General features: G+C 43.6%; 20 protein-coding genes. 10 read left to right on the plus strand and 10 right to left on the minus strand.

Annotation, left to right across the window (positions count from 1 at the left end; genetic code table 11):
* Positions 1–158 precede the first annotated feature (158 nt).
* Both narQ and DPF91_RS08075 read left to right on the plus strand, forming a co-directional pair.
* The gene (narQ, locus tag DPF91_RS08070) at positions 159–1,880 is read left to right on the plus strand and encodes a nitrate/nitrite two-component system sensor histidine kinase NarQ (protein ID WP_117234212.1); all 1,722 of its coding nucleotides are present in this window, start codon (positions 159–161) and stop codon (positions 1,878–1,880) included.
* Positions 1,881–1,882: 2 nt separating this feature from the next.
* Positions 1,883–2,515, plus strand: coding sequence for a response regulator (locus DPF91_RS08075; RefSeq protein ID WP_164684086.1), 633 nt, complete (start codon positions 1,883–1,885; stop codon positions 2,513–2,515).
* A 126-nt stretch (positions 2,516–2,641) separates the two neighbouring features.
* Here the strand turns inward: DPF91_RS08075 and DPF91_RS08080 are convergent, their stop codons facing one another.
* The 4 genes from DPF91_RS08080 to DPF91_RS08095 form a co-directional block, all read right to left on the minus strand.
* The gene (locus tag DPF91_RS08080; RefSeq protein ID WP_117233907.1) at positions 2,642–5,797 is read right to left on the minus strand and encodes an HD domain-containing phosphohydrolase; all 3,156 of its coding nucleotides are present in this window, start codon (positions 5,795–5,797) and stop codon (positions 2,642–2,644) included.
* A 49-nt stretch (positions 5,798–5,846) separates the two neighbouring features.
* The gene (locus DPF91_RS08085) at positions 5,847–8,960 is read right to left on the minus strand and encodes an HD domain-containing phosphohydrolase (protein WP_117234213.1); all 3,114 of its coding nucleotides are present in this window, start codon (positions 8,958–8,960) and stop codon (positions 5,847–5,849) included.
* 341 nt (positions 8,961–9,301) lie between these two features.
* Positions 9,302–10,237, minus strand: a complete 936-nt coding sequence (ylqF, locus tag DPF91_RS08090; RefSeq protein WP_117233908.1) for a ribosome biogenesis GTPase YlqF — start codon at positions 10,235–10,237, stop codon at positions 9,302–9,304.
* A 123-nt stretch (positions 10,238–10,360) separates the two neighbouring features.
* A complete protein-coding gene (locus DPF91_RS08095) occupies positions 10,361–10,918 on the minus strand; it encodes a PhnA domain-containing protein (RefSeq protein WP_117233909.1) in 558 nt (185 codons plus the stop codon).
* Positions 10,919–11,167: 249 nt separating this feature from the next.
* Here DPF91_RS08095 and DPF91_RS08100 point away from each other — a divergent pair, with 249 nt between their 5' ends.
* Complete coding sequence (locus tag DPF91_RS08100) at positions 11,168–12,250, plus strand: site-2 protease family protein (RefSeq protein ID WP_117233910.1); 1,083 nt, start codon at positions 11,168–11,170, stop codon at positions 12,248–12,250.
* A gap of 81 nt (positions 12,251–12,331) precedes the next feature.
* Here DPF91_RS08100 and gcvP read toward each other — a convergent pair whose 3' ends face one another.
* Both gcvP and gcvH read right to left on the minus strand, forming a co-directional pair.
* On the minus strand, positions 12,332–15,208 hold the full coding sequence (gene gcvP, locus DPF91_RS08105) for an aminomethyl-transferring glycine dehydrogenase (protein WP_117233911.1): 2,877 nt from the start codon (positions 15,206–15,208) through the stop codon (positions 12,332–12,334).
* Between the two features lie 133 nt (positions 15,209–15,341).
* Positions 15,342–15,722 carry a glycine cleavage system protein GcvH gene (gene gcvH, locus DPF91_RS08110; protein WP_117233912.1) on the minus strand — a complete coding sequence of 127 codons (381 nt, stop codon included), beginning with the start codon at positions 15,720–15,722 and terminating at the stop codon, positions 15,342–15,344.
* Between the two features lie 382 nt (positions 15,723–16,104).
* Between gcvH and DPF91_RS08115 the strand changes: the two genes are divergently transcribed.
* The 5 genes from DPF91_RS08115 (at position 16,105) to DPF91_RS08135 (ending at position 20,778) form a co-directional block, all read left to right on the plus strand.
* The gene (locus tag DPF91_RS08115) at positions 16,105–16,728 is read left to right on the plus strand and encodes a helix-turn-helix domain-containing protein (RefSeq protein ID WP_117233913.1); all 624 of its coding nucleotides are present in this window, start codon (positions 16,105–16,107) and stop codon (positions 16,726–16,728) included.
* A gap of 294 nt (positions 16,729–17,022) precedes the next feature.
* Positions 17,023–18,141, plus strand: coding sequence for a glycine cleavage system aminomethyltransferase GcvT (gcvT, locus tag DPF91_RS08120; protein ID WP_117233914.1), 1,119 nt, complete (start codon positions 17,023–17,025; stop codon positions 18,139–18,141).
* Between the two features lie 153 nt (positions 18,142–18,294).
* On the plus strand, positions 18,295–19,302 hold the full coding sequence (locus tag DPF91_RS08125; protein WP_420855588.1) for a S1 family peptidase: 1,008 nt from the start codon (positions 18,295–18,297) through the stop codon (positions 19,300–19,302).
* Between the two features lie 98 nt (positions 19,303–19,400).
* Positions 19,401–19,823, plus strand: coding sequence for a YccF domain-containing protein (locus DPF91_RS08130; RefSeq protein ID WP_117233915.1), 423 nt, complete (start codon positions 19,401–19,403; stop codon positions 19,821–19,823).
* Positions 19,824–19,962: 139 nt separating this feature from the next.
* Entirely contained in the window at positions 19,963–20,778 is an 816-nt protein-coding gene (locus tag DPF91_RS08135) for a nitroreductase family protein (RefSeq protein ID WP_241033787.1), read from the plus strand.
* A gap of 70 nt (positions 20,779–20,848) precedes the next feature.
* Here DPF91_RS08135 and DPF91_RS08140 read toward each other — a convergent pair whose 3' ends face one another.
* Positions 20,849–21,130 (minus strand): hypothetical protein, encoded by a 282-nt coding sequence (locus DPF91_RS08140; protein ID WP_117233917.1) that lies wholly within the window; start codon positions 21,128–21,130, stop codon positions 20,849–20,851.
* Between the two features lie 141 nt (positions 21,131–21,271).
* On the opposite strand from DPF91_RS08140, the gene DPF91_RS08145 reads away from it, so the two are divergent.
* Positions 21,272–22,147, plus strand: a complete 876-nt coding sequence (locus tag DPF91_RS08145; RefSeq protein WP_117233918.1) for a DMT family transporter — start codon at positions 21,272–21,274, stop codon at positions 22,145–22,147.
* 111 nt (positions 22,148–22,258) lie between these two features.
* Here the strand turns inward: DPF91_RS08145 and DPF91_RS08150 are convergent, their stop codons facing one another.
* Positions 22,259–22,732, minus strand: a complete 474-nt coding sequence (locus DPF91_RS08150; RefSeq protein ID WP_117233919.1) for a BamJ family beta-barrel-assembly machinery protein — start codon at positions 22,730–22,732, stop codon at positions 22,259–22,261.
* 35 nt (positions 22,733–22,767) lie between these two features.
* Positions 22,768–23,391 (minus strand): thiol:disulfide interchange protein DsbA/DsbL, encoded by a 624-nt coding sequence (locus DPF91_RS08155; RefSeq protein WP_117233920.1) that lies wholly within the window; start codon positions 23,389–23,391, stop codon positions 22,768–22,770.
* Between the two features lie 165 nt (positions 23,392–23,556).
* Here DPF91_RS08155 and DPF91_RS08160 point away from each other — a divergent pair, with 165 nt between their 5' ends.
* Positions 23,557–24,192: an OmpA family protein gene (locus tag DPF91_RS08160; RefSeq protein ID WP_117233921.1), complete on the plus strand. Its 636-nt coding sequence runs from the start codon at positions 23,557–23,559 to the stop codon at positions 24,190–24,192.
* 70 nt (positions 24,193–24,262) lie between these two features.
* Here DPF91_RS08160 and DPF91_RS08165 read toward each other — a convergent pair whose 3' ends face one another.
* Positions 24,263–24,856, minus strand: a complete 594-nt coding sequence (locus DPF91_RS08165; protein WP_117233922.1) for a hypothetical protein — start codon at positions 24,854–24,856, stop codon at positions 24,263–24,265.

A 24,856-nucleotide genomic window follows, 5' to 3' on the forward strand; every position in this document is an offset into this window, starting at 1 on the left:
ATATCAACTCGAAATTTACCTATAACACACGTAAGAAACTACTTATGAATGATATTAATTATTATTGTTAAGTGTTTGTTGTGTTTTTGTTTATTATAGTTGTAAAAAAGTGTGGTGGCGAGTGTAAATATGTTAACGACAGGGTTGAGTGATTGATTTTGAAGCAGAAAACATCGAGTTCAGTGATTCAGACGGTAGCCAAAGCGCTAGGTCTGATACTCCTATTAGCGATTACGACTTTTAGCTTCGCCGTGATTACTCTTTCATCGAGCCTAAGCGACGCTGAAGCGGTCAATGTTTCTGGTTCAATGAGGATGCAAAGCTACCGTTTAGCGCATGACATAAACAGTAACGATGCTGATTTTTCTCTTCACATAGAGCAATTTGAAGAGTCTCTTTACACACCAGCACTGACAACATTGCAACGTTGGTCTGTACCAGATGATATTATTGAAGATTATCAGGGCATCATTAAGCGCTGGGGAGAGCTGAAAAAGGTTCTTCAAAGCGACGACAATTCCCAATACTTGTTGATGGTTGCAGACTTTGTAAGTCAAATAGACGAGTTTGTATTCAAGCTTCAGCAATACTCAGAGAAGAAAACCATCATCCTTTCTTGGGTTGGGGGTCTTGGTCTGGGAGGCATACTGCTGTGTGCAATATACGTTGTACATTTTGTCAGACGTCAAATTATCAAGCCTCTTAACTCTTTGGTTTTAGCAAGTGAGCAAATCCAAAACCACTCTTTTGATGTTGATTTAAACGTTGAAAGTCATAATGAAATGGGTGTTTTAACCAACACCTTCAATCAGATGGCGAAGGACCTTGGCCAACTATACCGAGGACTTGAATCCGCTGTGAATGAGAAGACAGCGAAGTTGCAGCAAGCGAATAAATCGTTGGAAGTACTCTACAAGTCCTCTCAAGAGCTCTCAGCAACAAGAATGAATGTCGAGAACTTCCAAAATATACTGAACCAGATTGCCAGCTTAGAAGGTATCGTTGCGGTTAAACTTGAAGTCAATGAAGAAGATGATTATCCATTGGTGCTTGCTGCGGGTGATCAATGCTTAGGTAATTGTACATCAGAGTGCAATACTAAGCCGCTGCAGTTAGACGGGGTGGTTCTTGGTAACTTCCATTGGAAAGCGGGTTTACCGTGTCCTGATCCCGCGTTGATCGATAACTTCATTCAAATACTCTCAAGAGCTGTTTACTACAATCAAGCACAGCGACAAACTGAGCAACTTATATTGATGGAAGAACGAGCTACAATTGCAAGAGAATTACATGACTCATTGGCTCAGTCGCTTTCTTATCTGAAAATCCAAGTTTCTCTTCTCAAGCGCTTGATCGCAAAAGAGCCTGATGAGAATAATCGTAAAAAATCTGATGCAATAGTTAAAGACATTGAAGAAGGCTTAGTTGGGGCATACACTCAATTGAGAGAGCTGCTAACTACCTTTCGGTTAACGATAAAAGAGGGCAGCTTCGGTAGTGCTCTCACTGAAATGTTAAAGCAGCTGAATGAACGTACTCAAGCGCGCATTGTGCTTAATAACGAACTTTCATCTGTGGATTTGGATGCACACCAGCAAGTCCACATGTTGCAGCTTATTCGTGAAGCAACGATTAACGCGATTAAGCATTCAGATGCGACAAAAATTGAAATCACTTGTTTGACCAAGGACCATGATATTGAAGTAACAATTCGAGATGATGGTGAAGGGTTTAAATCAGAAACGAGTAAATTAAATCATTATGGCATGTCTATCATGCAAGAGCGTGCAGCAAGGCTCAACGGCCAGTTACTCATCGATTCAGAAGTGGGTAAGGGCTGCACGATAAAGCTATCCTTTACGAATATTAAGGAATATTAATTTTGACGAAATGCAATGTAATGCTGGTGGACGATCATCCACTAATGAGACGTGGAATCAGCCAACTGCTAAGTTTCGAAGAAGAATTTGAAGTCGTTGGTGAAGCAAGTAATGGTGCTGATGCTGTCGCGATGGCTCACGAGCTAGAACCGGATTTGATCTTGCTCGATCTTAATATGAAGGGAATGTCAGGTCTAGATACACTCAAAGCATTAAGAGCGGATGATTGCGAAGCTAATATCGTTATCTTGACTGTATCTGATAGCCCAGCAGATATTGAAGCGCTAGTGAAAGCAGAAGCAGATGGTTATCTACTTAAAGATACAGAGCCTGATGAGCTCATTGAGCTTCTAAAGAAAGCGCAAACAGGTGACAAGACATACAGTTCTGTTGTCGCTAAATACCTCAAGAACCGCGAAGAGAACGAAGACGTGTTTGATTTCCTAACGGAACGTGAAACGCAAATCCTGCAAGAAGTAGCGAAAGGGTTCCGCAATAAGCAGATTGCTGACCGTCTGTTTATTTCAGAGTCGACAGTCAAGGTTCATATGAAGAGTCTGCTCAAGAAGCTTCAAGTATCATCACGTACGGCTGCGACGGTGCTTTACTTAGAACGCTATGGTGAGATTAAGTAAAGCATACCCTGACACCTAGTGTTCTAGAACAATAATAAAACCGCTGCTTTTTGAGCAGCGGTTTTTTATTATAATTCTCTAGCTCTCTAGCTCTCTAGCTCTCTAGCTCTCTAGCTCTCTAGCTCTCTAGCTCTCTAGGTATTTCTCTATCTCAACTTCGTCAATTTGTCTTTCAGGTAGATAGGCCTTCGCATAGCGTAAGTAAGTTCCGCTGGTTAGGAACAAGCGGAACAGATCGATATCGAAATGCTCATCTAGCGCCATCTTGTACATGATGTCTATTGCAATGCTGATAGGCTTAGCTTTTTTGTATGGTCTATCAGACGCGGTTAACGCTTCGAATATATCTGAGATAACGAGAATACGTTCAGGGATGGATAGCTCATCACCAGCTAGTTTCCTTGGATAACCCGTACCTTTGAGTGTTTCATGGTGTGTTGATGCATAACGAGGTACGCGTTTCAACTCACTAGGGAAGGGGAGACTTTCCAGCATTTTGATGGTGCTAATAATATGCTCATTGATCTTGAAGCGGTCTTCATTGGTCAAGGTACCACGACGCACTGTAAGGTTATAAACCTCCCCTTGGTTGTATTGATGCTCTGGCACATCCATTTTGATACCAAAGGTAGGGTCGTAATCCGTATTTCTTTGGCGAGGTATAATATGCTCTGGTTTGTCGGTTAGAAGCTGTTCCACCGCGGGTACCGGAGTGGAAGGAGCCGTTATCGCTAAATCTTCCGCTGGCGATAGACCTAAGCGGTCATCAAAGTGGCGAACCCAGGTCGTTTTCGCGAGCGTTTGAATGCGTTCAATCTTGTCGTCGCTCATGAACTCACCACCGACGTTAGCATTAGCGATAAAAGTAAAATCTTCAACAAGTTGGTTGCGAACAGAGTCAAGCTTGGCTTTTAACTCTTGCTCATTGCCTGAGTTGGCTTGTAGCGCCTTGAGCATATCTATTTCTGCATCGCGCCATAGAACCTCAAATCTCATTCGGACTTCGTTAATGCGGTTATAATTGGCTTCAAGCTTACTGCCTTTGTCTATGATGTGTTCAGGAGTAGTGATCTTGCCACAATCATGCAGCCATGCAGCAATCCTGAACTCACGTCTTTCATCTTGGTTAGCAAATTGAAAGTCTTTAAACTTACCTTCGGTTGAAGCTTCAACTGCTTCTGCGAGCATAATGCCTAACTTTGGAACTCGGTGACAGTGCCCCCCTGTATATGGTGATTTTTCGTCGATTGCTTCCGCAATCAACTTGATAATGGCTTCGATGAACTCTTCTTGAGCAACTTCATGTTCTCGAATTTGAGTAGCCATTTGATTGATTGATGTGGAAAGCTCCCAAAGCTCTTTTATTTGTGTATCAACTGGTTGTAATTCGCTATAGCGTCGCTCTTTTATCTTCAATGTTTCTTGGCGAATTAAGCTAATTGGGTTCACAATCGGCGATCCAAAAATCCAAGCAAGTGGTAGTAAGCAAGCCATCATTACCGTTGTAATGACGATCGAAGTAACGAGCTTGTCATGTACTGCACTTGTTATTAAAGACTCAGGAATGATAACGGCAAAGTATTCTTCGATACTTGATTGGTGACCGACTTTAGTCACAAAAAGATATTGAGATTGTCCATCTATCTTTAGATTGTGTAATACATTATGTTGAGTACTGTCACGAGAAAGCTCTAGTACTTCTTTATATGGTACTGTGGTTGAGAAGGCTGCACTTGGACGTCCTGCCTCTGCTTCGAACCACTTACTTTTCAATGCTGCTTTCTGCTCCTCTGAGATATTAGCTAATGCCAAGTTTATGATTTCAATTAGAGGTGCAGCATCTTGCTTCATCACTAAATGGAAGCTAGGAGGGTAGCGAGATGCAAGGTCATTCAAAGGTACATTAAGCTCAAAGCCATCATAGAAGTTCTGCGCAATTTTGTGCCTTAAGATAGCTGCGCTATCGAGAATCCCGTCAACCTCTCCAGAGTGTATTGCGATGAAGGCTTGATATAACGAATCAAAAGTGACGATCTCAAATTGAGGGTATTCTTGCTTGATGGTTTCTAGAATGGACCATCCTTCCAACATTGCTAACTTTTTACCGTTCCAGTCGTCTAATGATTTAACAGCTGGTTGGCCTTTAGGTGTAAGCAACCCGAAAGGGAGCTGATACATTGGCTCTGAGTAAAGCCCTAATGATGCATAGTTTTGATGTTGTTGAAGAGATTGCAACATATCAATTTTGCCAGCTTCATAATCGGCGAATAATTGGTTCCAAGTGCGTCCATTGATGTATTCAAACTTGAGTCCGGTTGATTGAGAGACAATATTTAGTAAGTCGATAGCGTAACCTTTGGGTAACCCTGACTGGGTAAAATCGATGGGATCCCAATCATTTTGGTTGGATACTTTTAAAGGTTGGGTCTCTGCTATCAGTTGTTTTTGCTCATCGTCTAAGGCAAGAGTCGGTCCGTTAGGAATGTCAACAGAAGCTTCAGTCGTCTGATTGGTTGCAATGATTTCGCCGTTTTTGTCGAAGAGGTATGCTTTAGCAATACGAGAACCTTCGTTGACACGCGTATTATCTCCAATCTTAGACGTAATCGACGATAGAACAATATCTACACCTAAAACTCCATTACTATTTGGAATACGTTGTGAGTACGTTTGACCGTTTACTTTGAGGTTTTGGAATAGGTAAGGTTCTGTTTGATAAATCTCACCGACTTTTGCTTTGGCAAACCACGGACGCTGTGTAGGGAAGTAATTACTAGGTTCACTTCTGCTTGCACGTAAGTTGAGTTCCGCATCATAGTATTCGGTCACTTGCTGGCGTTCACCCTCAAGCTCGATGTGTTTAACAACGACCCAACGATCTGAGCGCAGTGCTCCGATGCGTTCTCTAACCAAATTGGAAGAATGAAGATTGATCAGTTGGTAAAAGTCTTCGTTCTCACCACCAATGTACGCACTATAAAGCTGATTATTTGACGAGAGTGCCTGCGTGAAGATTGGCAACAGCTTTTCTTGAGAACGTTCATCGGAAAATTGATGAGCGACTCTTGTGAGTAATGACGTGGTATATGACGCGTCAAAATCGAGTTTATTGATGTAATCTGTGATAGCGGTTGAAGAGACTTTATATCTAGATAGCACATGCTCTTTTACCATCTGTTTGGTAAAATAATACTGCAAACCGATCGCTATAGCTGCAGTCAGTATTGTCGCGACAATAAACATGCCGCCAACGGTGACCCTAATCGAAACTTTCTGTTTCATCCCTGCTCCAACTGAAAGTGTGCCCACAATCAGTGGGCGTTTATCATTGTTATAAGTACTTGTTGATATCAACTGAGTCTATCTGAGACTCAGGCAAGTATTCTTTGGCATACCTTAGGTGTGTTCCACTGGTTAAGAAAAGTCTAAATAGATCCATGTCAAAGTGTTCATCGAGCGCCATTTTGTACATAATGTCGATTGCGACACTTAATGGCTTCGCCTTTTTGTAAGGTCGATCGGCGGCCGTTAGCGCTTCAAAAATATCAGCAATCACAAGGATACGTTCTGGTATCGAAAGGTCATCCCCTGTTAGCTTACGAGGATAGCCTGTTCCTTTTAAAGTTTCATGGTGGGTGGACGCATAACGCGGCACACGACTCAATTCTTTCGGGAAGGGTAGGCTCTCTAACATCTTGATACCACTGATCATGTGCTCATTGATCTTAAATCGGTCTTCGGTGGTAAGCGTACCTCGAGCAATAGTCAAATTGTAAACTTCACCTTGGTTATACATGTGCTCAGGAACGGTCATTTTGATGTTCAGTTTAGGGTCATAATCGGTGCTGTGTGTTCTTGGGATGATGTGTTCTGGGCGATCAGACAGAAGTTGCTCTTGTGCAGGTAAAGGTGCTGAAGGCACCGTGATAGCTAGGTCTTCTGCAGGAGATAGCCCCAAACGGTCATCGAAATGACGAGTCCATGTTTGAGTAGCAAGCTCTTTGATTCGAGCTACCTTGTCATCACTCATAAACTCACCACCAACGTTTGCTGTGGCAATAAACGCAAAATCTTCGTGAAGTTTAGCTTGTTTGTTTTCGAGTTCTGCTTGAATGCGTGCAGGATCTTCGACTTTCGAGGTGAGTTGTTTCAATGCCTCGATCTCTGCATCTCGCCAAAGCACTTCAAAACGCATACGAACTTCATGGATTCTGTTGTAATTAGCTTCTAACTTACTGCCTTTATCGATGATGTGTTCTGGGATGGTGATCTTTCCGCAATCGTGTAACCAAGCAGCGATGCGGAACTCACGACGTTCATCATTGTTGGCAAATTTAAAGTTTTTAAATTTGCCCTCATTTACTGCTTCTACTGCTTCAGCAAGCATGATGCCGATCTCAGGTACGCGGTTACAGTGACCAGCAGTGTAGGGTGATTTGTCATCGATCGCTTCTGCAATCAATTTAATGATGGCCTCAATGAACTCTTCCTGAGCCTTTTCATGGTTCTTAATATCTAAAGACATGCGATAGATAGAAGAAGAGAGCTCCCATATTTCCTTGATAGGTGTATCAACATATTCTACGTCGTCGTATTGACGGTTTTTGATCTTGAGCGTTTCGTCCTGCAGCCGTGTAATTGGTCTCACGATAGGGGTACCGAATAACCAAGCTATAGGTAACAGAAGGAACATCAAACCAGCAGTGATAAATATAGAGGTGACAACTTTTTCTTTAACACCACTTATTACCACTTCTTCGGAAACTACTACAGCAAAGTACTCTTGGATTCCACCCGCTTTACCCACCATAGAGACATACATGTATTGTGGGATGCCACCTAATTGAACGAGATGCAATTGGTTGTGTTGTTCGGGGTTGCGAGCAATCTGTACTAAGTTTTTATATGGGACCGTCGCAGAAAAGGCCGCACTTGGCTTGCCAAACTCTGCTTCTAACCACTTCTGATGTAAGGCTTGCCTTTGTTCAAGTGTGATGTTGTTGAGAGCAAGGTCAATGATAGACACTATATCTGAATCAACCTCATTCATAACTAAGTAAAATGAGCTAGGGAAGACGTTGTTGATATCATCCAAACGAGGTTGAAGCTTAAACTTTTCATGAAATGTTTGAGCGAGCTTATGCTTTAAGATTGCGTCAGTTTCTAGAACTCCCTCAACTTCACCCTTTTCCAAAGCAGTAAAGGCTAAGTGTAGGCTAGGGTAGGTCTTGAGCTCGATGTCTGGATAGAGTTCAAGTAGTTTAGGAATGATTGACCAACCGTCGAGCATACCGAGTGTTTTACCATCCCAATCACGCAGGTTAGATACCACGTCTGTATTGTTCAGTGTTACTAAGCCAAAAGGCAGTTCATAAATAGGGCGGGAAAAAGCACCAAGATCTTGATTGTGTCCATGCTGTTGAATGGAATGCAGGATATCGATAGTCCCTTCTCTGTAATCCGAAACTAGCTCGCTCCAACTGCGACCGTTGATATATTCAAAATTGAGTCCAGAGGACTCTTGAATGATGTTGAGTAAATCGATGGCATAGCCTTTAGGCTCCCCGGCTAAAGTAAAATCTATCGGCGCCCAATCATTCTGGTTTGAAACCTTTAGGCTACGAGCCTTATCAATAATACCCTGCTGCACTTTAGTTAGGTCTAGAGGTGTCCCTTGAGGGATTTCAACAGAGGCTTCTAAAGTCTGGTTTGAAGCCACGATTTCACCACTTGCTGAGAACAAATAGGCTTCTGCTTTTCCATTGCCATTATTGACCTTCACGTTTTCTGCAAAGTTAGAAGATATGGAAGAGAGCACGATATCAACCCCAATCACTGCTTTGTGCTCAGGGATGGACATTGAGTAGGTTTGTCCCGTTATCTTAAGATTGGCGAACAGGTAAGGTTCGGTTTTGCTTACTTGGCCATCTTCATCGATATCGTACCAAGGGCGCTGCGTTGGGTAATAGTTACTTGGTTCTTGCTCTACTTTTCGTACAGCAAAATCATCGCTCAGGTAGTAGGTCGTTTTCGTCCTTTGTTGTTTGATATCTGTATGAGTAACAAGTGCCCATCTGTCTTCGTGAGTCGCTCCAATTCGGTCTCTCAATAAGATTGAGGCATTTAGGTTGATAAGTTGGAAAAAATCATCATTTTCTTTGCCAACGTACATGCCATACAGGTTGTTGTTGGCACGAAGGGCTTCGGCGAACACTTTGGCAAGAGCTTGGTTATCATCAGATTGGCTATAGTGCTGCTGGGCTATTTTCGCAAACAGCTCCGTTGTGTAACTTGCATCATAATCAAGTTTATTGATGTATTCGGTGATCGTTGTGGAAGCGCCAGCATAGCGAGACAGGATATGCTCCTTTGCTAGCTCTTTAGTGAAGTAATATTGAAGGAAAATCGCGATGGTTGCAGTGAGAATCGTTGCTACAACGAACATGCCGCCCACAGTTACTCGGATAGAGAACTTCGTCTTGTTACCTGCCGTTATCACAAGCAACTCCTTAACTAATAAATAATAGGTATATCGTCCTGAATTTAACCATTATTAAACTTATCAATAGCGAATGCAATATCATAAGTTACAGGCGATCATATCTTAGTCATAAAAAAATAACATTAATTTTACGTGGTGTAGAGTTAAAGCTCCACAGATAATATCCATTAATTTTCATTCATTTAGTGTAGGTAAGGAAGTCAATATTAGCGAGAAACTATAAAAAATGCCCTGCATTCGAAAATGTCAGGGCATTTATAATTTTGGTTTTGTTAAAAATTTGATTAGCGCTTGTTACGCAAGTAGCGCTTGCGACGCTCTTCTTTCTTCTTCGCTTTTTCTTCGGCTTTACGGGTAGCTTCTATCTCAACTTCAACCAACTCTTGAGTGATCATCTCTGGCAGTTCAAGCGTGACCTTACCGAGTGTGCCACTACGAAGTTCGTGTAGTAGGATTTCTGAACATTTATGTAGATCGACATGACCACCAGAACGAAGTGCACCACGCTTACGTCCAATTGCTTCCATCAACTCGATATCGTTGTCTGGGAGCTCTTCGATTTGGTAGCGCGCTTTCAGTAAATCTGGGTATTGTTTTGCGAGATACTCAACCGTGTAGAAAGCAACTTCATCGTATTCCATCGCGGTATCTTTTACCGCACCGGTTGCTGCAAGGCGGAAACCGCTGTGTGGGTTCTCTACTTTAGGCCATAAAATTCCAGGAGTGTCGGATAGAACGACACCATTCTGTAGGTTAATGCGTTGCTGACGTCGTGTTACCGCAGGTTGGTTACCTGTTACGGCGATAGTACGGCCTGCTAGTGAGTTGATAATAGTAGATTTCCCAACGTTTGGGATACCCATGATCATGGTACGAATATTTTTGCCAATCGCTTCGCGGTTTGGTGCCAGCGAGCGAACAGTTTCCATGATCTGCTGAACTTCTTGTGGATTAGAAGTAGTAATTGCAATGGCTTTGACACTTTGCTCTTTCTCAAGGTGTTCAATCCAAAGTTGAGTCAGCTCAGGGTCCGCAAGATCTCGCTTGTTCAGCACCTTAACAACCGGCTTATCACCTTTGAGTTGCGAGATCATTGGGTTCTCACTACTGAAAGGAATACGAGCATCAAGTACTTCGATGATGACATCAATTTGAGGGATTGACTCTGCAATCTCCTTCTGTGCCTTGTGCATGTGGCCTGGGAACCATTGAATAGACATAGGAATAACCTTGAAAAATTTATTTGCGCCAATTGTAAGGTTTACAAAAACATAGTAAAGCTCTGAAATAAAAATAGCCCACATTACGTGGGCTATTTGAATCAGGTATGAATTGTGAGAAGCTTACTTCTTGCGGCAGTACTCAGCGATAACGTACATAGATTGGCCGCCGTTTGCCTTACCTGAAACCAGCTTAGGGTCGTCGCCGATGCTGATGCCACGGATAACAGTGCCTTGTTTGATTACTTGGTTAGTACCTTTAACAGGCAGGTCTTTGATTACAGTTACGTCGTCACCTTTTTTCAGTTCAACACCGTTGCAATCGAATGGTTTGTCGTCAGCAGACATCCCTTTCATTGCCCAGTTTAGTGTTTCTTCTTCCATGTACATCATGTCTAGCGCATCTTGAGCCCATGACTCAGAGTTAAGACGAGTAAGTTGACGCCATGCTGTCACCTGAACACCTGGGACTTGGCTCCACATGCTGTCGTTTAGACAACGCCAGTGGTTGATGTCTTTAGGGTCTTCAATCTCACCTAGACACTTGTCACACACCATAATGCCGTTATCTACAGTTACGTGACCGTGTGGAGGAACCGCATAACCGGTTAGAGGTGCGTCAGCAGCACACAGTTCACATTTAGATTCGCAGCGTTCGAGCATAGTAGCTTCAACAGACATAATGGACTCACATTGTTTAGGGTTTATTTACGCGCGCTATTATCCACTTTATGGTCCGAATTAAAAGGAAGTTTTCAATTTTGGCTATAGAGCGACAAGTCTAGGAACGATTTGATACCAGTCGAGAATGTTTAACCTCAAGTGATCTTTTGCCAACGGTTGAGTCGTGAATGTTTAGACCTTTAACTTATTATGTCACCTAGGCATAATCACGCTAATCGTTATAACGTTTTATGGATAGGGTAAGAGTTGGAACTTCTTTCGATCGAGTTTTTGGGCAAGCCTTTGCGCTTGGAAGGTTCACTAGCTGGCTGGCAGCAATTATTTTGGGACAATCAATTGGTATCCCAACTTGATGCGGATAGCGAGCGAGGTTCGAATCATCAACATGTGTTCACTCTAATGGCGGGAGAACAGACTCTCGAATGTAAGTTACATGCTGAACTCGAGTGGCAACCCTTTGAACTCAGGTACGTCGCGTCTGTCAATGATGAAGTGATCAATGAAGGACGCCGTGGTAGCAAAGACATTGAGCAACAAACACCCTACAAAAAACCAGAACCTGAAAAGCGCTTCAGCCTAATAGGGTTGGTATCACTGGGTATGAAGGCGCTAAAGAGTGCCAAAGTTATCAAGGTTGCTTTGGCTTCTGCCAGTGTCGCTGCATACTCATGGCTTTTCTCTATAGAATTCGCCCTCGCTTTGATTCTGTGTCTTGTCGTACATGAGTATGGTCATGTAAAAGCCATGAAGTACTTTGGTATGAAAACCAAAGGTATCTATCTGGTGCCATTTCTTGGTGGATTAGCGTTAAGTGATGAGAAAATAAACACGCGATGGCAAGATGTGGTGATTTCGATTATGGGGCCAATGTTTGGCTTTATTCTCTCACTCATACTGCTTGGGGTATATGTTGCCACCGATGAAGTATTCTTTGCTGGTCTTGCTGTATTTAACGCATTTTTAAACCTATTCAATTTACTCCCTATATTGCCCCTTGACGGCGGACACGTTCTGAAAAGTATCAGTTTCTCGATGAACAGTATCGCCGGGATCGTTATCTGTACTGCTGCGGCTTTGGGAGGGGTGGTACTAAGTTACTCACTTGGTTTAACGCTGTTTGGATTTTTGCTTGTGATGGGCACATTAGAAATCGTCATGGAGTGGCGTGGTAGACATCATAGTCATTTGCTTCCCCTTGATCGCTATGGACAAGTTATCTCAGCCATTTGGTATGTAGGATTAGTGGTTGGGCTTATTGCGATCATTGCCTTTTTCGCATCAAGTGGGGATGCCTTGTTGTCGCTACCGATGCAGATATTAGGGACCTAAATTAAGCTAGGTCAACAAACCTTAACATAAAAGAAAGGCGAACCAACCGGTTCGCCTTTGTCTATTTAGACTCTACAAACATTAATCTTCGTAGTTATCGATGCTCGGACAAGAGCAGATTAGGTTACGGTCACCGTATACGTTGTCTACACGGTTCACCGTTGGCCAGTATTTCCAAATCTTAGTCGCTTTTGATGGGAAGCAGCCAAGCTCGCGAGAGTAAGGGCGGTTCCATTCATCAGCAGATAGATCCACTTGTGTATGTGGTGCATTCACTAGAGGGTTGTTGTCTAGTGGCCATTCACCTTCTTTCACTGCGGTCATCTCATGACGGATAGCGATCATTGCTTCACAGAAACGATCGAGCTCTTCTAAATCTTCTGATTCAGTTGGTTCAATCATCAGTGTACCTGCAACTGGGAACGACATGGTTGGCGCGTGGAAACCGTAGTCCATTAGGCGCTTAGCGATGTCTTCTTCGCTGATGCCTGTTTCTTCTTTCAGTGGACGAATGTCGATAATACATTCGTGTGCCACGCGGCCGTTTGTACCACGGTAAAGAACAGGGTAGTGCGGCAGTAGTTTTTCCATCACATAGTTTGCGTTTAGGATGGCAACTTCTGTTGCGTTGGTTAGACCTGCTTCACCCATCATTGCGATATACGCCCAAGAGATAGGTAAGATAGAAGCACTACCAAGATCAGCAGCTGAAACTGCGTAATCGTTACCTTGTACGCCATTTTCAATATGGCCAGGTAGGAAAGGTGCTAGGTGAGATTTCACACCGATAGGCCCCATACCTGGGCCACCACCACCGTGTGGGATACAGAACGTTTTGTGTAGGTTAAGGTGCGAAACGTCTGAGCCGATAAAGCCTGGAGACGTTAGACCAACCTGAGCGTTCATGTTTGCGCCGTCTAGGTAGACTTGCCCACCTGCTTCATGAACCATTTCGCACACCTCTTTCACCTGCTCTTCGTACACGCCGTGTGTTGAAGGGTAGGTAATCATGATGCTTGAAAGGTTGTCGCGATGTTTTTCAATCTTCGCAGCAAGGTCTGCCATGTCGATGTTGCCATCTTCATCACACTTCACCACAACAACCTTCATGGAAACCATAGATGCAGTTGCAGGGTTTGTACCGTGCGCAGAGCTTGGGATCAAACAAACGTTACGGTGAGCTTCGCCACGGCTTTCGTGGTAGCGCTGAATTGCAATAAGACCTGCGTATTCGCCCGAAGCACCTGAGTTAGGCTGGAGGGAGAAATCATCATAGCCTGTGATTTCACAAAGCTTCGTTTTTAGATCCTCAGCAAGTGCTGTGTAGCCTGCGGCTTGTTCTAGAGGTGCGAATGGGTGAATCGCACCAAATTCGGGCCAAGTCACTGGAATCATCTCAGCAGCTGCGTTCAACTTCATCGTACAGCTGCCCAGTGGGATCATACCGTGTGTCAGCGAGAAGTCTTTGTTCTCAAGCTGCTTTAGGTAACGCATCATTTGCGTTTCGCTGTGATGAGTATTGAATACTGGGTGAGTTAGGAAATCTGACTCACGACGACAAGTTTCTGGGATCGCCGCAAACTCATTTGTTGCGATATCTGAAGACAGCTCAGTCGCACTCTCTTTAATACCGAATACAGAGAAAAGTACATTAATATCTTCAACCGTTGTGGTTTCATCGAAGCTGACGCCTAGCTGGTTGTCGAACTTACGTAGGTTGATATCAACGGCTTGTGCTTTCTCGTACAGAGAGTTCGTGGCATCGCCCGTGTTAATTGTGATTGTGTCGAAGAAGCTGTTATGAGCCAACTCATAACCCGACTTGTTCAAGCCTGCTGCTAGGATTGCCGTCATGTGATGAGTACGGCGAGCAATAGTACGTAGACCTTCAGAGCCATGGAAGACAGCATAGAAAGCAGCCATGTTTGCTAGCAGTGCTTGAGCAGTACAGATGTTTGACGTCGCTTTCTCGCGGCGAATGTGTTGCTCACGAGTCTGCATTGCCATGCGTAGTGCTTGATTGCCATTGGTATCGATAGAAACACCGATAACACGACCAGGCATCGTGCGCTTATGTTTGTCACGTGTTGCCATGAACGCAGCATGTGGACCGCCATAACCAACAGGAACACCGAAGCGTTGTGCTGAGCCAATCACTACGTCTGCACCCATTTCACCCGCAGGCTTAAGTAGAGCAGAAGCCAGCAGATCAGTTGCAACGGTTACCAGTGTTTTGTTTGCTTGCGCTTTCGCAATGACATCAGTCAGATCGCGAACTTCACCGGTAGTGCCAGGGTATTGAATCAGAGCACCAAATACGTCATGAGTTGGTAGTGATTCTAGTGAGTCGACTAACACTTCAAAACCAATGTATTGGGCACGAGTTTTCACTACTTCTAGTGTTTGTGGGTGAACGTCATCGGCAACGAAGAAGACCTTACTCTTGCTCTTACCTGCGCGTTTACATAGCGTCATCGCTTCTGCCGCTGCAGTTGCTTCATCAAGAAGAGAAGCATTAGCGATTTCCATACCCGTTAGGTCCATGACCATTTGTTGGTAGTTGAGCAGAGCTTCAAGGCGACCTTGCGAGATCTCTGGTTGGTAAGGCGTATAAGCTGTGTACCATCCTGGGTTCTCTAGCACGTTACGTAGAATCACATTCGGCGTAAATGTGTTGTAGTAACCTTGACCGATGAACGTGCGTTTCACTTGGTTCTTCGACGCGAACACTTTCATTGCCTCTAGCATGTCCGCTTCACTCTTTGGAGCATCAAGCGTAAGTGGTGCTTCTAAACGAATCTGTTGTGGTACTGTCTGCTCGATAAGCTCACTCAGAGAGGCAACCCCAAGTGTCTTTAGCATTTTGTCTTGATCCGCTAGGTTAGGACCGTTGTGGCGCGCAACAAACTCGTTTTGAGTTCCTAGTTGCTCCAATAAGCTGGTGTTTGACTTGTTCATAATATTATCTGGCTTTACTTTAATTATTGGGGTGAGTACCCAAACAGCTAAGTTTATGAATTATTTGATTATTCTTAACTGACTCTTAAAACGCAAAACTGCCCCGTAGGGCAGTATTTATCAAGCGTGATGATTAATCTTCCTCAACGCTCGCAAGGTAATCTTCAGCAGACTTGAGGTTATCAAGTTCAGATGCGTCGGCAAGTTTCACTTTAGCAATCCAACCACCTTCATAAGGTTCTTCGTTGATAAGCTCTGGGCTGTCTTCTAGCTCTTCGTTGATTTCTACAATTTCACCAGTGATTGGAGCGTAGATGTCTGATGCAGCTTTAACCGATTCTACTAGAGAGAAGCTTTCGCCAGCTTCGATTTCGTCTTCAACTTCTGGTAGGTCAACAAACACAACATCACCTAGCATCTCTTGTGCGTGCTCAGAAATACCAAGAGTTACAGTGCCGTCACCGTTGTCTTTTACCCACTCATGGCTCTCAGTGAATTTTAGTGTCATATCCATCAATTTATCTCCAATGTACCGAAATTACGCCTGACGTAATCGTTTGCTATTTTTGTTTTTTGACCCCGCTTTTAAGCGAGGGCATGAAATCTATAGTGAATTCAATCAATGAGTTAGGGATGAAAATCGCTGCTGATTTTAATGATTATTACTAACTCGTTGTATTCACGTTATTAACTAACATGGCGCTAACATAACGCTTGTGGTATAAACAATCAAACAAAAATTTCCTATAGGAAACTTGAATCACAGATTGGGAAACTTAATTTTGATTTCTCTGTCAATGTGATTGAGTTTGGGCAGAATAGCCTTCCGTTGCTTTTGAATTGGAAGCTAGAGCGGAAATTTGACCGAGAAATGACAGGATGTTGGAGCAGGCACCATGGCTGAAGATATATTTGACGAGTACCCATCTCTGACTCTCCAAAAGGAGTCACGCGAAGAAAATATCGCGCCACTCAAGCTTGGGCAAAGACTCAAAGAAATACGTCTCTCTCTCAACCTTACTTTAGAAGAAGCAAGTCAACGAACTGGTTTAGCACGTTCAACGCTCTCCAAAATCGAGAACGAACAGATCTCCCCTACATTCCAAGCAATGCAGAAACTCGCGACGGGTCTACAAATAGACATGCCGCAACTCTTTGAACCACCTAGAGAAAACGTAGCAACAGGCCGTCGAGACTTAACTCGCAAAGGCGAAGGTCGACCGCACCCAACGCCAACTTATGAGCATGAGCTGCTAGCATCGCAAATGACTAATAAAAAAATGATGCCATTCAAAAGTAAAGTTCGAGCTCGTTGTTTCGAAGACTACTCGGATTGGGTGAGACACGATGGCGAAGAGTTTCTTTTGATTCTTGAAGGCAGCGTTACCTTGTTTACTGAGTTTTACGAGCCGCTCGATTTAACCGAAGGTGACAGTGTTTATTACGACGCGAGTATGGGGCATATGCTTACCTCAACCAGCGATGATGATGCACTTATCCTGTGGGTAACGGCGAAATAAACTCGATAGCTTTACTTTCGTGAACTCACTCAAATTTTTAACAATAATCAGCGATAGATTTGCTGGCTGAACGGAATACAAACGAAAACCATCTGTTTATTGATACGTTTCCAATAAGAAACTTCCAGCAGTTAACAAATGTAACGTTTCAAAGAACAGTTAGTAGAAGTTTTAAGAATAGAAGTTTAAGAACAACTAGAAATCAGGCCTCAGGAATCTGCTTCACTAGCAATTTCTGTAGGTCACGACCTGAGCTCAACGAAGGTCAGTTAAGTATATTTAAGGAGAAAACCAATGACTCAACCGTTGCTCAAGACGCCGTTATTCGATCTGCATGTAGAAGCGGGCGCAAAGATGGTGCCATTTGCTGGCTATGATATGCCAGTACAATACAAGCTGGGCGTAAAAAAAGAGCACTTACACACACGTGAAGCAGCAGGTCTGTTTGATGTATCGCACATGGGGCAACTACGTTTAATTGGTGAAGGTGCAGCTCAGTTCTTAGAGTCATTGGTACCTGTTGATATTATCGACCTTGGTACTGGTAAGCAGCGTTATGCCTTTTTCACCAATGACGAAGGTGGCATTATGGATGACCTTATGGTTGCAAATCTTGATGACCATCTGTTTGTGGTTGTTAATGCGGCTTGTAAAGATCAGGATATTGCTCACCTGAATGCAAACCTTCCAGCAGGCGTTGAGCTTGAAGTGATTGAAGACAGAGCATTACTTGCGCTTCAAGGTCCTAAAGCAGCAGAAGTCCTAGCTCGTTTCCAGCCACAAGTTTCCGAGTTTGTGTTTATGGATGTGGTAAAAACCGAAATCTTAGGTGTTGAATGTATTGTAAGTCGCAGTGGTTACACTGGTGAAGACGGCTACGAAATTTCAGTGCCATCGGACAAAGCGGCAGAATTAGCTCAAGCGCTGACTTCGGAAGACGAAGTGGAATGGATCGGCCTAGGTGCTCGCGATTCTCTACGTTTGGAGTGTGGCTTGTGCTTATATGGCCATGACCTTGATACGACGACGACGCCAGTGGAGGCAAGCTTGCTGTGGGGTATTCAGAAAGTTCGTCGTGCAGATGGTGAACGTGCTGGTGGCTTCCCAGGTGCTGATATCATTCTTAAACAGATTGAAACAAAAGACGTACAACGCAAACGCGTAGGTTTGGTTGGTCAAACCAAAGCTCCAGTACGTGAAGGCGCAGAACTCTTCGATGCTGAAGATAACAAAGTGGGTGTCGTTACCTCTGGTACTGCAGGACCAAATGCGGGTAAGCCTGTTTCTATGGCTTATGTACGAACCGACTTAGCTGCGATTGGTACAGAGCTATTCGCTGAGGTCCGTGGTAAGAAATTACCTATGACTGTTGAGAAAATGCCATTCGTACCTCAGCGCTACTATCGAGGTTAGTTGATAACGCGGATAACTCGTTAAAGACACTCTTCAAAAAGCTAGGTCGATACTTTGACCTAGCTTTTTTCGTGTCTGTGAACGATGATTATTAAAGATCATTTATTGATGAAATACGTAGTAACCTCTAGATTAAATTACGAGCGGACGTAGATAGTGAAAAAGTGGTTAACTCTGTCTCTAGCCTGTGCTGCTTCTTACTCAATGGCAAACAACGACATATCGGTACAGATAGTCAATGGTAATGATGCCAGTGTGACGACATACCCATCGATTGTCAGTTTGATTATTGACCAGATTGAGTTTGATGGCCGTTATAGTGTTGCTCCATATTGTGGCGCAACGCTCCTTGATGCCCAGCACATTCTCACAGCTGCTCATTGCTTTTATAGTGACAGACGCTCCCAGCTTTTTACTGTGGTCGTTCCTCAACTGCAGAATAAATCCGATTTCCCCGATCGAATCGCTGAAAAAATGAGGGTCGTAGAGCTTTATTACCCGTCCACGTACAATGACGATACTTTAAGAGATGATATTGCTATCTTAAAGTTGGAATCGAGCCTTACTTCAGTCCAAGCTACTGACTATTTAACTCTGCCAGTTGCAGGCCAGGATTTTACTTATCGAAGCGATAGTGAAACCTTTATTGCTGTGGGGCACGGTAACGCCAGAAGTGGCGTCAGTAGCTCTGACTCGCTACAGCAAGCTAATCTCTCATATGTTCTTAACAATGAATGTAACTACAGTGTGACGACTGAGCAAAACCTATGTATGGAAGGAGCAATTAGCTTTGTAACCGGATTGGAGAACGCCACCTGTCAAGGAGATTCTGGTGGGCCTTTATATTGGTTCAATGGTGCGACACAAGTCCAAGTTGGCTTAACGAGTTTCGGCCCTAACACTCAGTGTGGAGACCCAGACTTAGGCATTGGGGCAACGTCTGTGTTTACCGAGATACATGACTATCGTAACTGGATTCAAAGAGTGTTGTCCGGCATCGAACAACCCAAAATAGTGGTCGATGACTTTGATAGGGAAGCGTTCTTAAGCGGTGTTTCCATGACGTCTTCTTCGGATAGTGGCGGAGGCGGTGGTTCTCTTGGTACTAGTATTATTGTGTTATCTCTGCTTTGGATACGTCGATCCCTTATGAAAACTTAGTTTGTTCATAACCTATTCATATACATAGCGTCATACTTGGGTATTATGAATAACTTCAACGTTATTTGATTTGAGTAATAGGTTTTTTGAGGTAAGAGATGAGAACACTAGGCAATATTATCTGGTTCCTGTTTGGCGGTGTCGTGATGGGGCTTATGTGGTGGTTCTTCGGCCTACTTGCATTTATCAGTATTATTGGTATTCCGTGGGGGCGTGCTTGCTTTGTTATGGGCAACTTCTCCTTCTTTCCGTTTGGGCAAGAAGCGATATCCCGTGATGAGCTAAAAGGTGAGATGGATATCGGTACCAGTCCATTCGGCCTGATTGGTAACGTAATCTGGTTTGTATTAGCCGGTGTTTGGTTGGCTATCGGTCATATATTGTCGGCAGTTGCATGTTTCGTAACGATCATTGGTATTCCTTTTGCTCTGCAACACTTAAAGTTGGCGGCGATTTCATTGGCACCAATTGGAAAAACGATCGTGTCGAAGGAAGAGGCGGCGAGAGCTCGTTATTCATAAGAACTTGAATAAGCGAATAAAGGCCGTGAGCATTTACCTTCATGAAGGATGTGCTCACGGCTTTTTTGTTGGGTGCTTATCACGAATCTTTAAACGCACCTTTATTTGAAGGACGGCATGCTTTAAATTTGAATGCTAAATGGAATTAATACTCAATTTGAGTCAATTAGAGGTATTCATGGACGTTCTACAAGCCCTTCATTCACATCGCTCTATTCGTCAATATCACTCAGACCCTATCCCACAAGAAGTTCTCGATGAGATCCTTCAAGCCGGTATCCGAGCTTCTTCTTCGGGTAACATGCAGTCTTACTCAATTATAGTGACCAAAGATCAAGCGCTGCGTGAGAAGCTTTTCAAACCTCATATGGAACAATCTATGGTCGTCGATGCACCAGTCCTATTAACCTTCTGCGCTGATTTTCGTCGCATGAGAAAATGGTTAGAGCTAAGTGATGCGCCAATGAACTTCGACAACTTTATGAGTTTCATGATCGCAGCCATCGACGCGACGCTTGTTTCGCAAAATGTTGCACTTGCAGCAGAAGCGAAAGGGTTAGGCCTTTGTTATATGGGTTCAACGCTAGCTAATTGTGATCAGGTTGGTGAAATTTTAAATTTACCTGAAGGCGTGGTACCTGTTGTTGGCTATTCATTGGGTTACCCTTCAGAAAACCCTGAGATTCGTGATCGACTTCCGATAGAGGGGTTGGTTCACCAAGAAACGTATCAAGATCATAGTGATGAGCAGATTAAGGCGATTTACGCAGACCGTGAGGAAGCAGGTTGGAACCGTTATATGGCGTACCCTGAACTTCGCAAAATGATTGAAGAGTCTGACGTGGAGAACTTGGCGCAGATCTACACTAAGTTGAAATACACTCAGTCATCACACCAAGATTTTTCTCAATCAGTACTGGAGTACCTGAATAAACAAGGGTTTATGAATCAATAAGCACTCTCGTTTGAGCTTGTCATTCGATTGTATGGCGAGCTCACACTCTTGTTACGCTCTAGCTTAAGTATTACGCATCAATCCAATTATTACGCACTAATCCTCGCCTTACATTCGTGCACAATTTGCCAAAGCGTCGAATTTCATCGAAATCTGGAACTATTCCTCGCGATAGCGCTGATTCCCAGTATGTGACCTCTGTATCGACCAACTCTAGCAACTTCTTTGGACAACCAATACAGGTGTTGTCTGGCCCACAGACAAATGTGTCTTCCTCATATAAGGGAAGTTCAAGTTTAACTTGCTCGATGATCATTTTCAGAGCGGAGGAACGATCTGGCTTTCTAGACATAATGTCAATTCAAGGATAAAGAGTAGGTGAGTGAGTATATGCCTATGAAAATTAGATACTCTTACCCTTTGGAGGTGTTTATTCATGGTCAGTTTGTTATTGTGATTTAACTAAAGAAATTACAAAGCGAAAGGGAACCTCGTGGCTTGGATACTATTTACTTTGCTAGCAGCGTTTAGTCAATCGTGGCGAAATGCATTTCAGAGTCGTTTGAGCAAAGACCTCAACGTAACAGGCGTGACTCTTGCACGTTTTCTATGGGCAAGTCCGTTTGCTGTTGTTTACCTGGCTGCACTGTATTGGTATCAGCCGGTATCTATGCCAACCTTTACTGTCTATTCTTACTTCTTCCTGATTGGTGCTTCAATCATGCAGATTGTTGCTACAGCCTTGATGGTGGTCCTCTTCAAGCAAAAAAACTTTGCTGTTGGAGCTGGGCTGGCAAAAAGTGAGGCACCTGTTTCGGCTTTTCTCGGTGTGTTGTTTTTTGGGACGACATTGACTTTTATTGGTTGGACTGGGGTCTTTGTCGGGGCTGTAGCGGTATTTCTCTTAAGTTGCCCAAATGGTGTAAGAAGTGTATCTCTGAAAACGGCCGCGATTGGTTTAGCATGCAGTACTGCATTTGCACTGACTTCATTGTGGATTCGTGAAGCAAGTTTAACACTGGACCTACCATTTCCGCATCGAGCGGCATGGGTGCTGTTGATTGTTATTAGCATGCAGACCGCATTGCTAGTGTCCTATTTGGCGGTGAAAGACCGAGCGACCTTGAAACAGATGTTTGCGAAACCCAAATTGGTTTTTATGACCAGTGTTGCGAGTTTTGTTGGCTCTCTTGGTTGGTTTAGCGCCATGTCACTACAAGCAGTTCCGTATGTTAAAACATTAGGGCAGGTTGAAGTCTTCTTTACCATGTTGATTTCAGTGTTCTGGCTCAAAGAGAAGATCAAAACTAAAGATCTTTTGGCATTGGTTTTAATTGCGATTGCTGCTGTACTCGTTATGTGGCAATAGATTAGATCCCCCCTTCATACTTGAAGCTACAACTCCAATTATTAACTTGGGTAATGAAAAAGAAAAAGCCCGCGGTGATGACTCGCGGGCTTTGTACTTTATAGCGTTTGATTATTGAATTTCTAACAATTCGATATCAAAAATAAGTGTTGCAGATGGTGGGATAGGACCTGTACCACCTTTGCCATAAGCCATTGTACTCGGTACGAATAGACGGATTTTGTCGCCCTCAACCATATATTGAACACCTTCTTGCCAGCCTTTGATTACTTGATTTAGGCCAAATGCAATGGGTTCGTTTCGTTCAACTGAGCTATCGAAAACAGTGCCGTCAATCAGTGTACCGTGATAGTGGACTTTTACGCGGCTTGTTGCTGTTGGGTGAAGCGTACCATTACCACGAGTAAGGTATTCATACTGAAGGCCACTTTCTGTTGTGATCACACCATCGCGCTCACCGTTTTCTTGCAAGAATGCTTGCCCTGCTGCGAAGTTTACATCGGCAGCTTTGTGGTTGTTCCATGTGCGGTAGATGAAAAATGCCGCTAGAGCAAAAATAATGAGTGGAAATAGAAACTTAGACACTTAGTCTTCCTTGTATTGATTGAGTTAGGACAAATTTATTTGTTGAGCAAGAACGTCATAGTCTCAGCCATCGAAGCAACGTCTGTATGGCCTGAAGTAATGATTTCGTATTTGCCATTGATGACAAAAGTTGGCACTGCGTTGATTTGCGCTCGAGTTGAGATCTCTTTTGCTTGGTCGACCATTTTAAATAGTTCTTCCTGCATCTCAGTGTCGATTTTGTAAGGGTTCGTAAGGCCTGCTGCATCAAAGACATTGCTGATCATTTCTTGCTGAGTCGTGATAGAAGTATCGTCCTGTTGCATTTGAATAGCAGCAAAAAGCTCTTCCATCATTTCAGGTGTCGGCTTTCCATCTAGCTGCATAACCGCCGTGTAGTAGATCATTGCCGCGATGTGCGCATTCTTGTTAAAGGTAACGTGGAGCTTATCGATGGACTCACCTGTTAAGGTTTCTAGCTCTGGTATCACTTTTTCCATGCTACGGCAGTGGCCGCAAGTTAAAGAAAATACTTCCGTAATTGGCGACATGTTGTACTCAGATAGGTCGACGGGTACTTTCTTATAATGAGTCCCTTCTTTAGGTGTGTTATCCCCACAACCAGCAAGAACAAGGGCAGTTAAAATCGCCATCAAAGGCGCTAAGATTTTTTTGAACATTGATTGATTACACTTTTGTTTTAACTGCCAGTGAGTTTACTCGTTGCACGCACAAAGCTAAATGCTTATTCATGTTAATTGGAAAAAAAGTGTGAATTTTCGACTAAAGAATTTGCGTTGCGGCCGATACAGTTTTCAAGAAGCGTTCACGATTGGATATTGAGCATGAAAAAACTGATCCCACTAGCATTAGCCGCATTAATGACAGGATGTGCAAGCAGCGATGACTATGCAAAGATGTTGACTCTGGATGGTGATTTACTGGATGTTGCTCCTAAGAGCGAACACGAAGTGATGTATCCTGAGTGGGGTTATGGTCCTGCGAAATCTACAGTTCAAACAACAGCGAACGTTCAAGGTTCTCGTGGTCAATATCGAACTCATTCTTATGATTCACTTGAGTCTTTCTTGCTGAATCGTGGTATCGATTATGAAGTACTACCTGGCAATCACATCATGGTACGTCTAAAGCATCGAATTCAATTCGATACGGGCTCAGCGAGAGTAAAACCGTCTTCTCAACAATGGTTAAATCAAATTAGCAGTTTCTTGGCTTACCAACGATATATTGATGTGGTTATTGAAGGTCACACGGACAACACGGGTTCAAATCGATTAAACGATGGACTTTCAGAGAAGCGTGCAGACCAAGTAAAAACGACCTTGGTGAGCAATAATGTCAGTGCAAATACTATTTACACTCGAGGCTATGGAGCGACCTCACCTTCGTGCTCAAACGCTTCTCCATCGGGTAAAGCGTGTAATCGTCGCGTAGAATTGATGTTCATTGTTGCGAACTAATCGGGATAGTAAAGGAATTGAGGAACAGGAGGCATCACGCCTCCTGTTTTAGTTGATTGCTGTTCACGATCTAGTAAATTACATCGCTATTTGCATAAGAAATGGTTGCTTGGTAGGGCGCTGTCCCATCGTAAAACCAGACCTCAGCAAGGAACACTTCGTGCTGGTCGGATGAAACAACATCCACGCTGCCTGTTCCGCTGTCTAGGCTCAATGATGCCACTTTAGAGCTGGTATCCGCTGCATAACTACCATCGTCATATTGTACGAAGTCGGAATAGATTGATAAGAAAGCCCTCCCAGTGCTTAATCCGCTAATATCGATGTTGACGGTCAGTGGTTTAGTCGGGTCGTAACTAAAGTCATCTTGAACTTGTAAATCGTCCATTGAGCGCTGAGGTAGAGCATAAACATCAACTTCGGGGTCACCAGCCTCGGTACTGAACGTGATAGCCTTAGGTGCTGCCGGTTCGGTATCTGAACTTGAATTTACGCTATCGCTGATTGTAGAAGTCGAACTCCCTGTACCAGTGCTAGAGGCACTAGAACCTGTGCTAGATGAGCCAGAGCTGGAACCTGAGCTTGAGTCGCCATCTCCACCGCCACAGGCAGTAAGCATCAATGATAGGAGAGCGGTAATGCTGATGTGTGTTGTAGTATTCAT

Source organism: Vibrio maerlii, assembly GCF_003415655.1.
GTDB lineage: Bacteria > Pseudomonadota > Gammaproteobacteria > Enterobacterales > Vibrionaceae > Vibrio > Vibrio maerlii.

Bases quoted from the DNA above. Each gene is read 5' to 3' on its own strand.
- gcvT (WP_117233914.1), top strand. From the start codon at position 17,023: ATGACTCAACCGTTGCTCAAGACGCCGTTATTCGATCTGCATGTAGAA.
- DPF91_RS08140 (WP_117233917.1), bottom strand. From the start codon at position 21,130: ATGTCTAGAAAGCCAGATCGTTCCTCCGCTCTGAAAATGATCATCGAG.
- DPF91_RS08095 (WP_117233909.1), bottom strand. From the start codon at position 10,918: ATGTCTGTTGAAGCTACTATGCTCGAACGCTGCGAATCTAAATGTGAA.
- DPF91_RS08160 (WP_117233921.1), top strand. From the start codon at position 23,557: ATGAAAAAACTGATCCCACTAGCATTAGCCGCATTAATGACAGGATGT.
- gcvH (WP_117233912.1), bottom strand. From the start codon at position 15,722: ATGGATATGACACTAAAATTCACTGAGAGCCATGAGTGGGTAAAAGAC.
- gcvP (WP_117233911.1), bottom strand. From the start codon at position 15,208: ATGAACAAGTCAAACACCAGCTTATTGGAGCAACTAGGAACTCAAAAC.
- DPF91_RS08085 (WP_117234213.1), bottom strand. From the start codon at position 8,960: ATGTTCGTTGTAGCAACGATTCTCACTGCAACCATCGCGATTTTCCTT.
- DPF91_RS08165 (WP_117233922.1), bottom strand. From the start codon at position 24,856: ATGAATACTACAACACACATCAGCATTACCGCTCTCCTATCATTGATG.
- DPF91_RS08080 (WP_117233907.1), bottom strand. From the start codon at position 5,797: ATGAAACAGAAAGTTTCGATTAGGGTCACCGTTGGCGGCATGTTTATT.
- DPF91_RS08155 (WP_117233920.1), bottom strand. From the start codon at position 23,391: ATGTTCAAAAAAATCTTAGCGCCTTTGATGGCGATTTTAACTGCCCTT.
- DPF91_RS08115 (WP_117233913.1), top strand. From the start codon at position 16,105: ATGGCTGAAGATATATTTGACGAGTACCCATCTCTGACTCTCCAAAAG.
- DPF91_RS08130 (WP_117233915.1), top strand. From the start codon at position 19,401: ATGAGAACACTAGGCAATATTATCTGGTTCCTGTTTGGCGGTGTCGTG.
- ylqF (WP_117233908.1), bottom strand. From the start codon at position 10,237: ATGTCTATTCAATGGTTCCCAGGCCACATGCACAAGGCACAGAAGGAG.
- DPF91_RS08135 (WP_241033787.1), top strand. From the start codon at position 19,963: ATGGAATTAATACTCAATTTGAGTCAATTAGAGGTATTCATGGACGTT.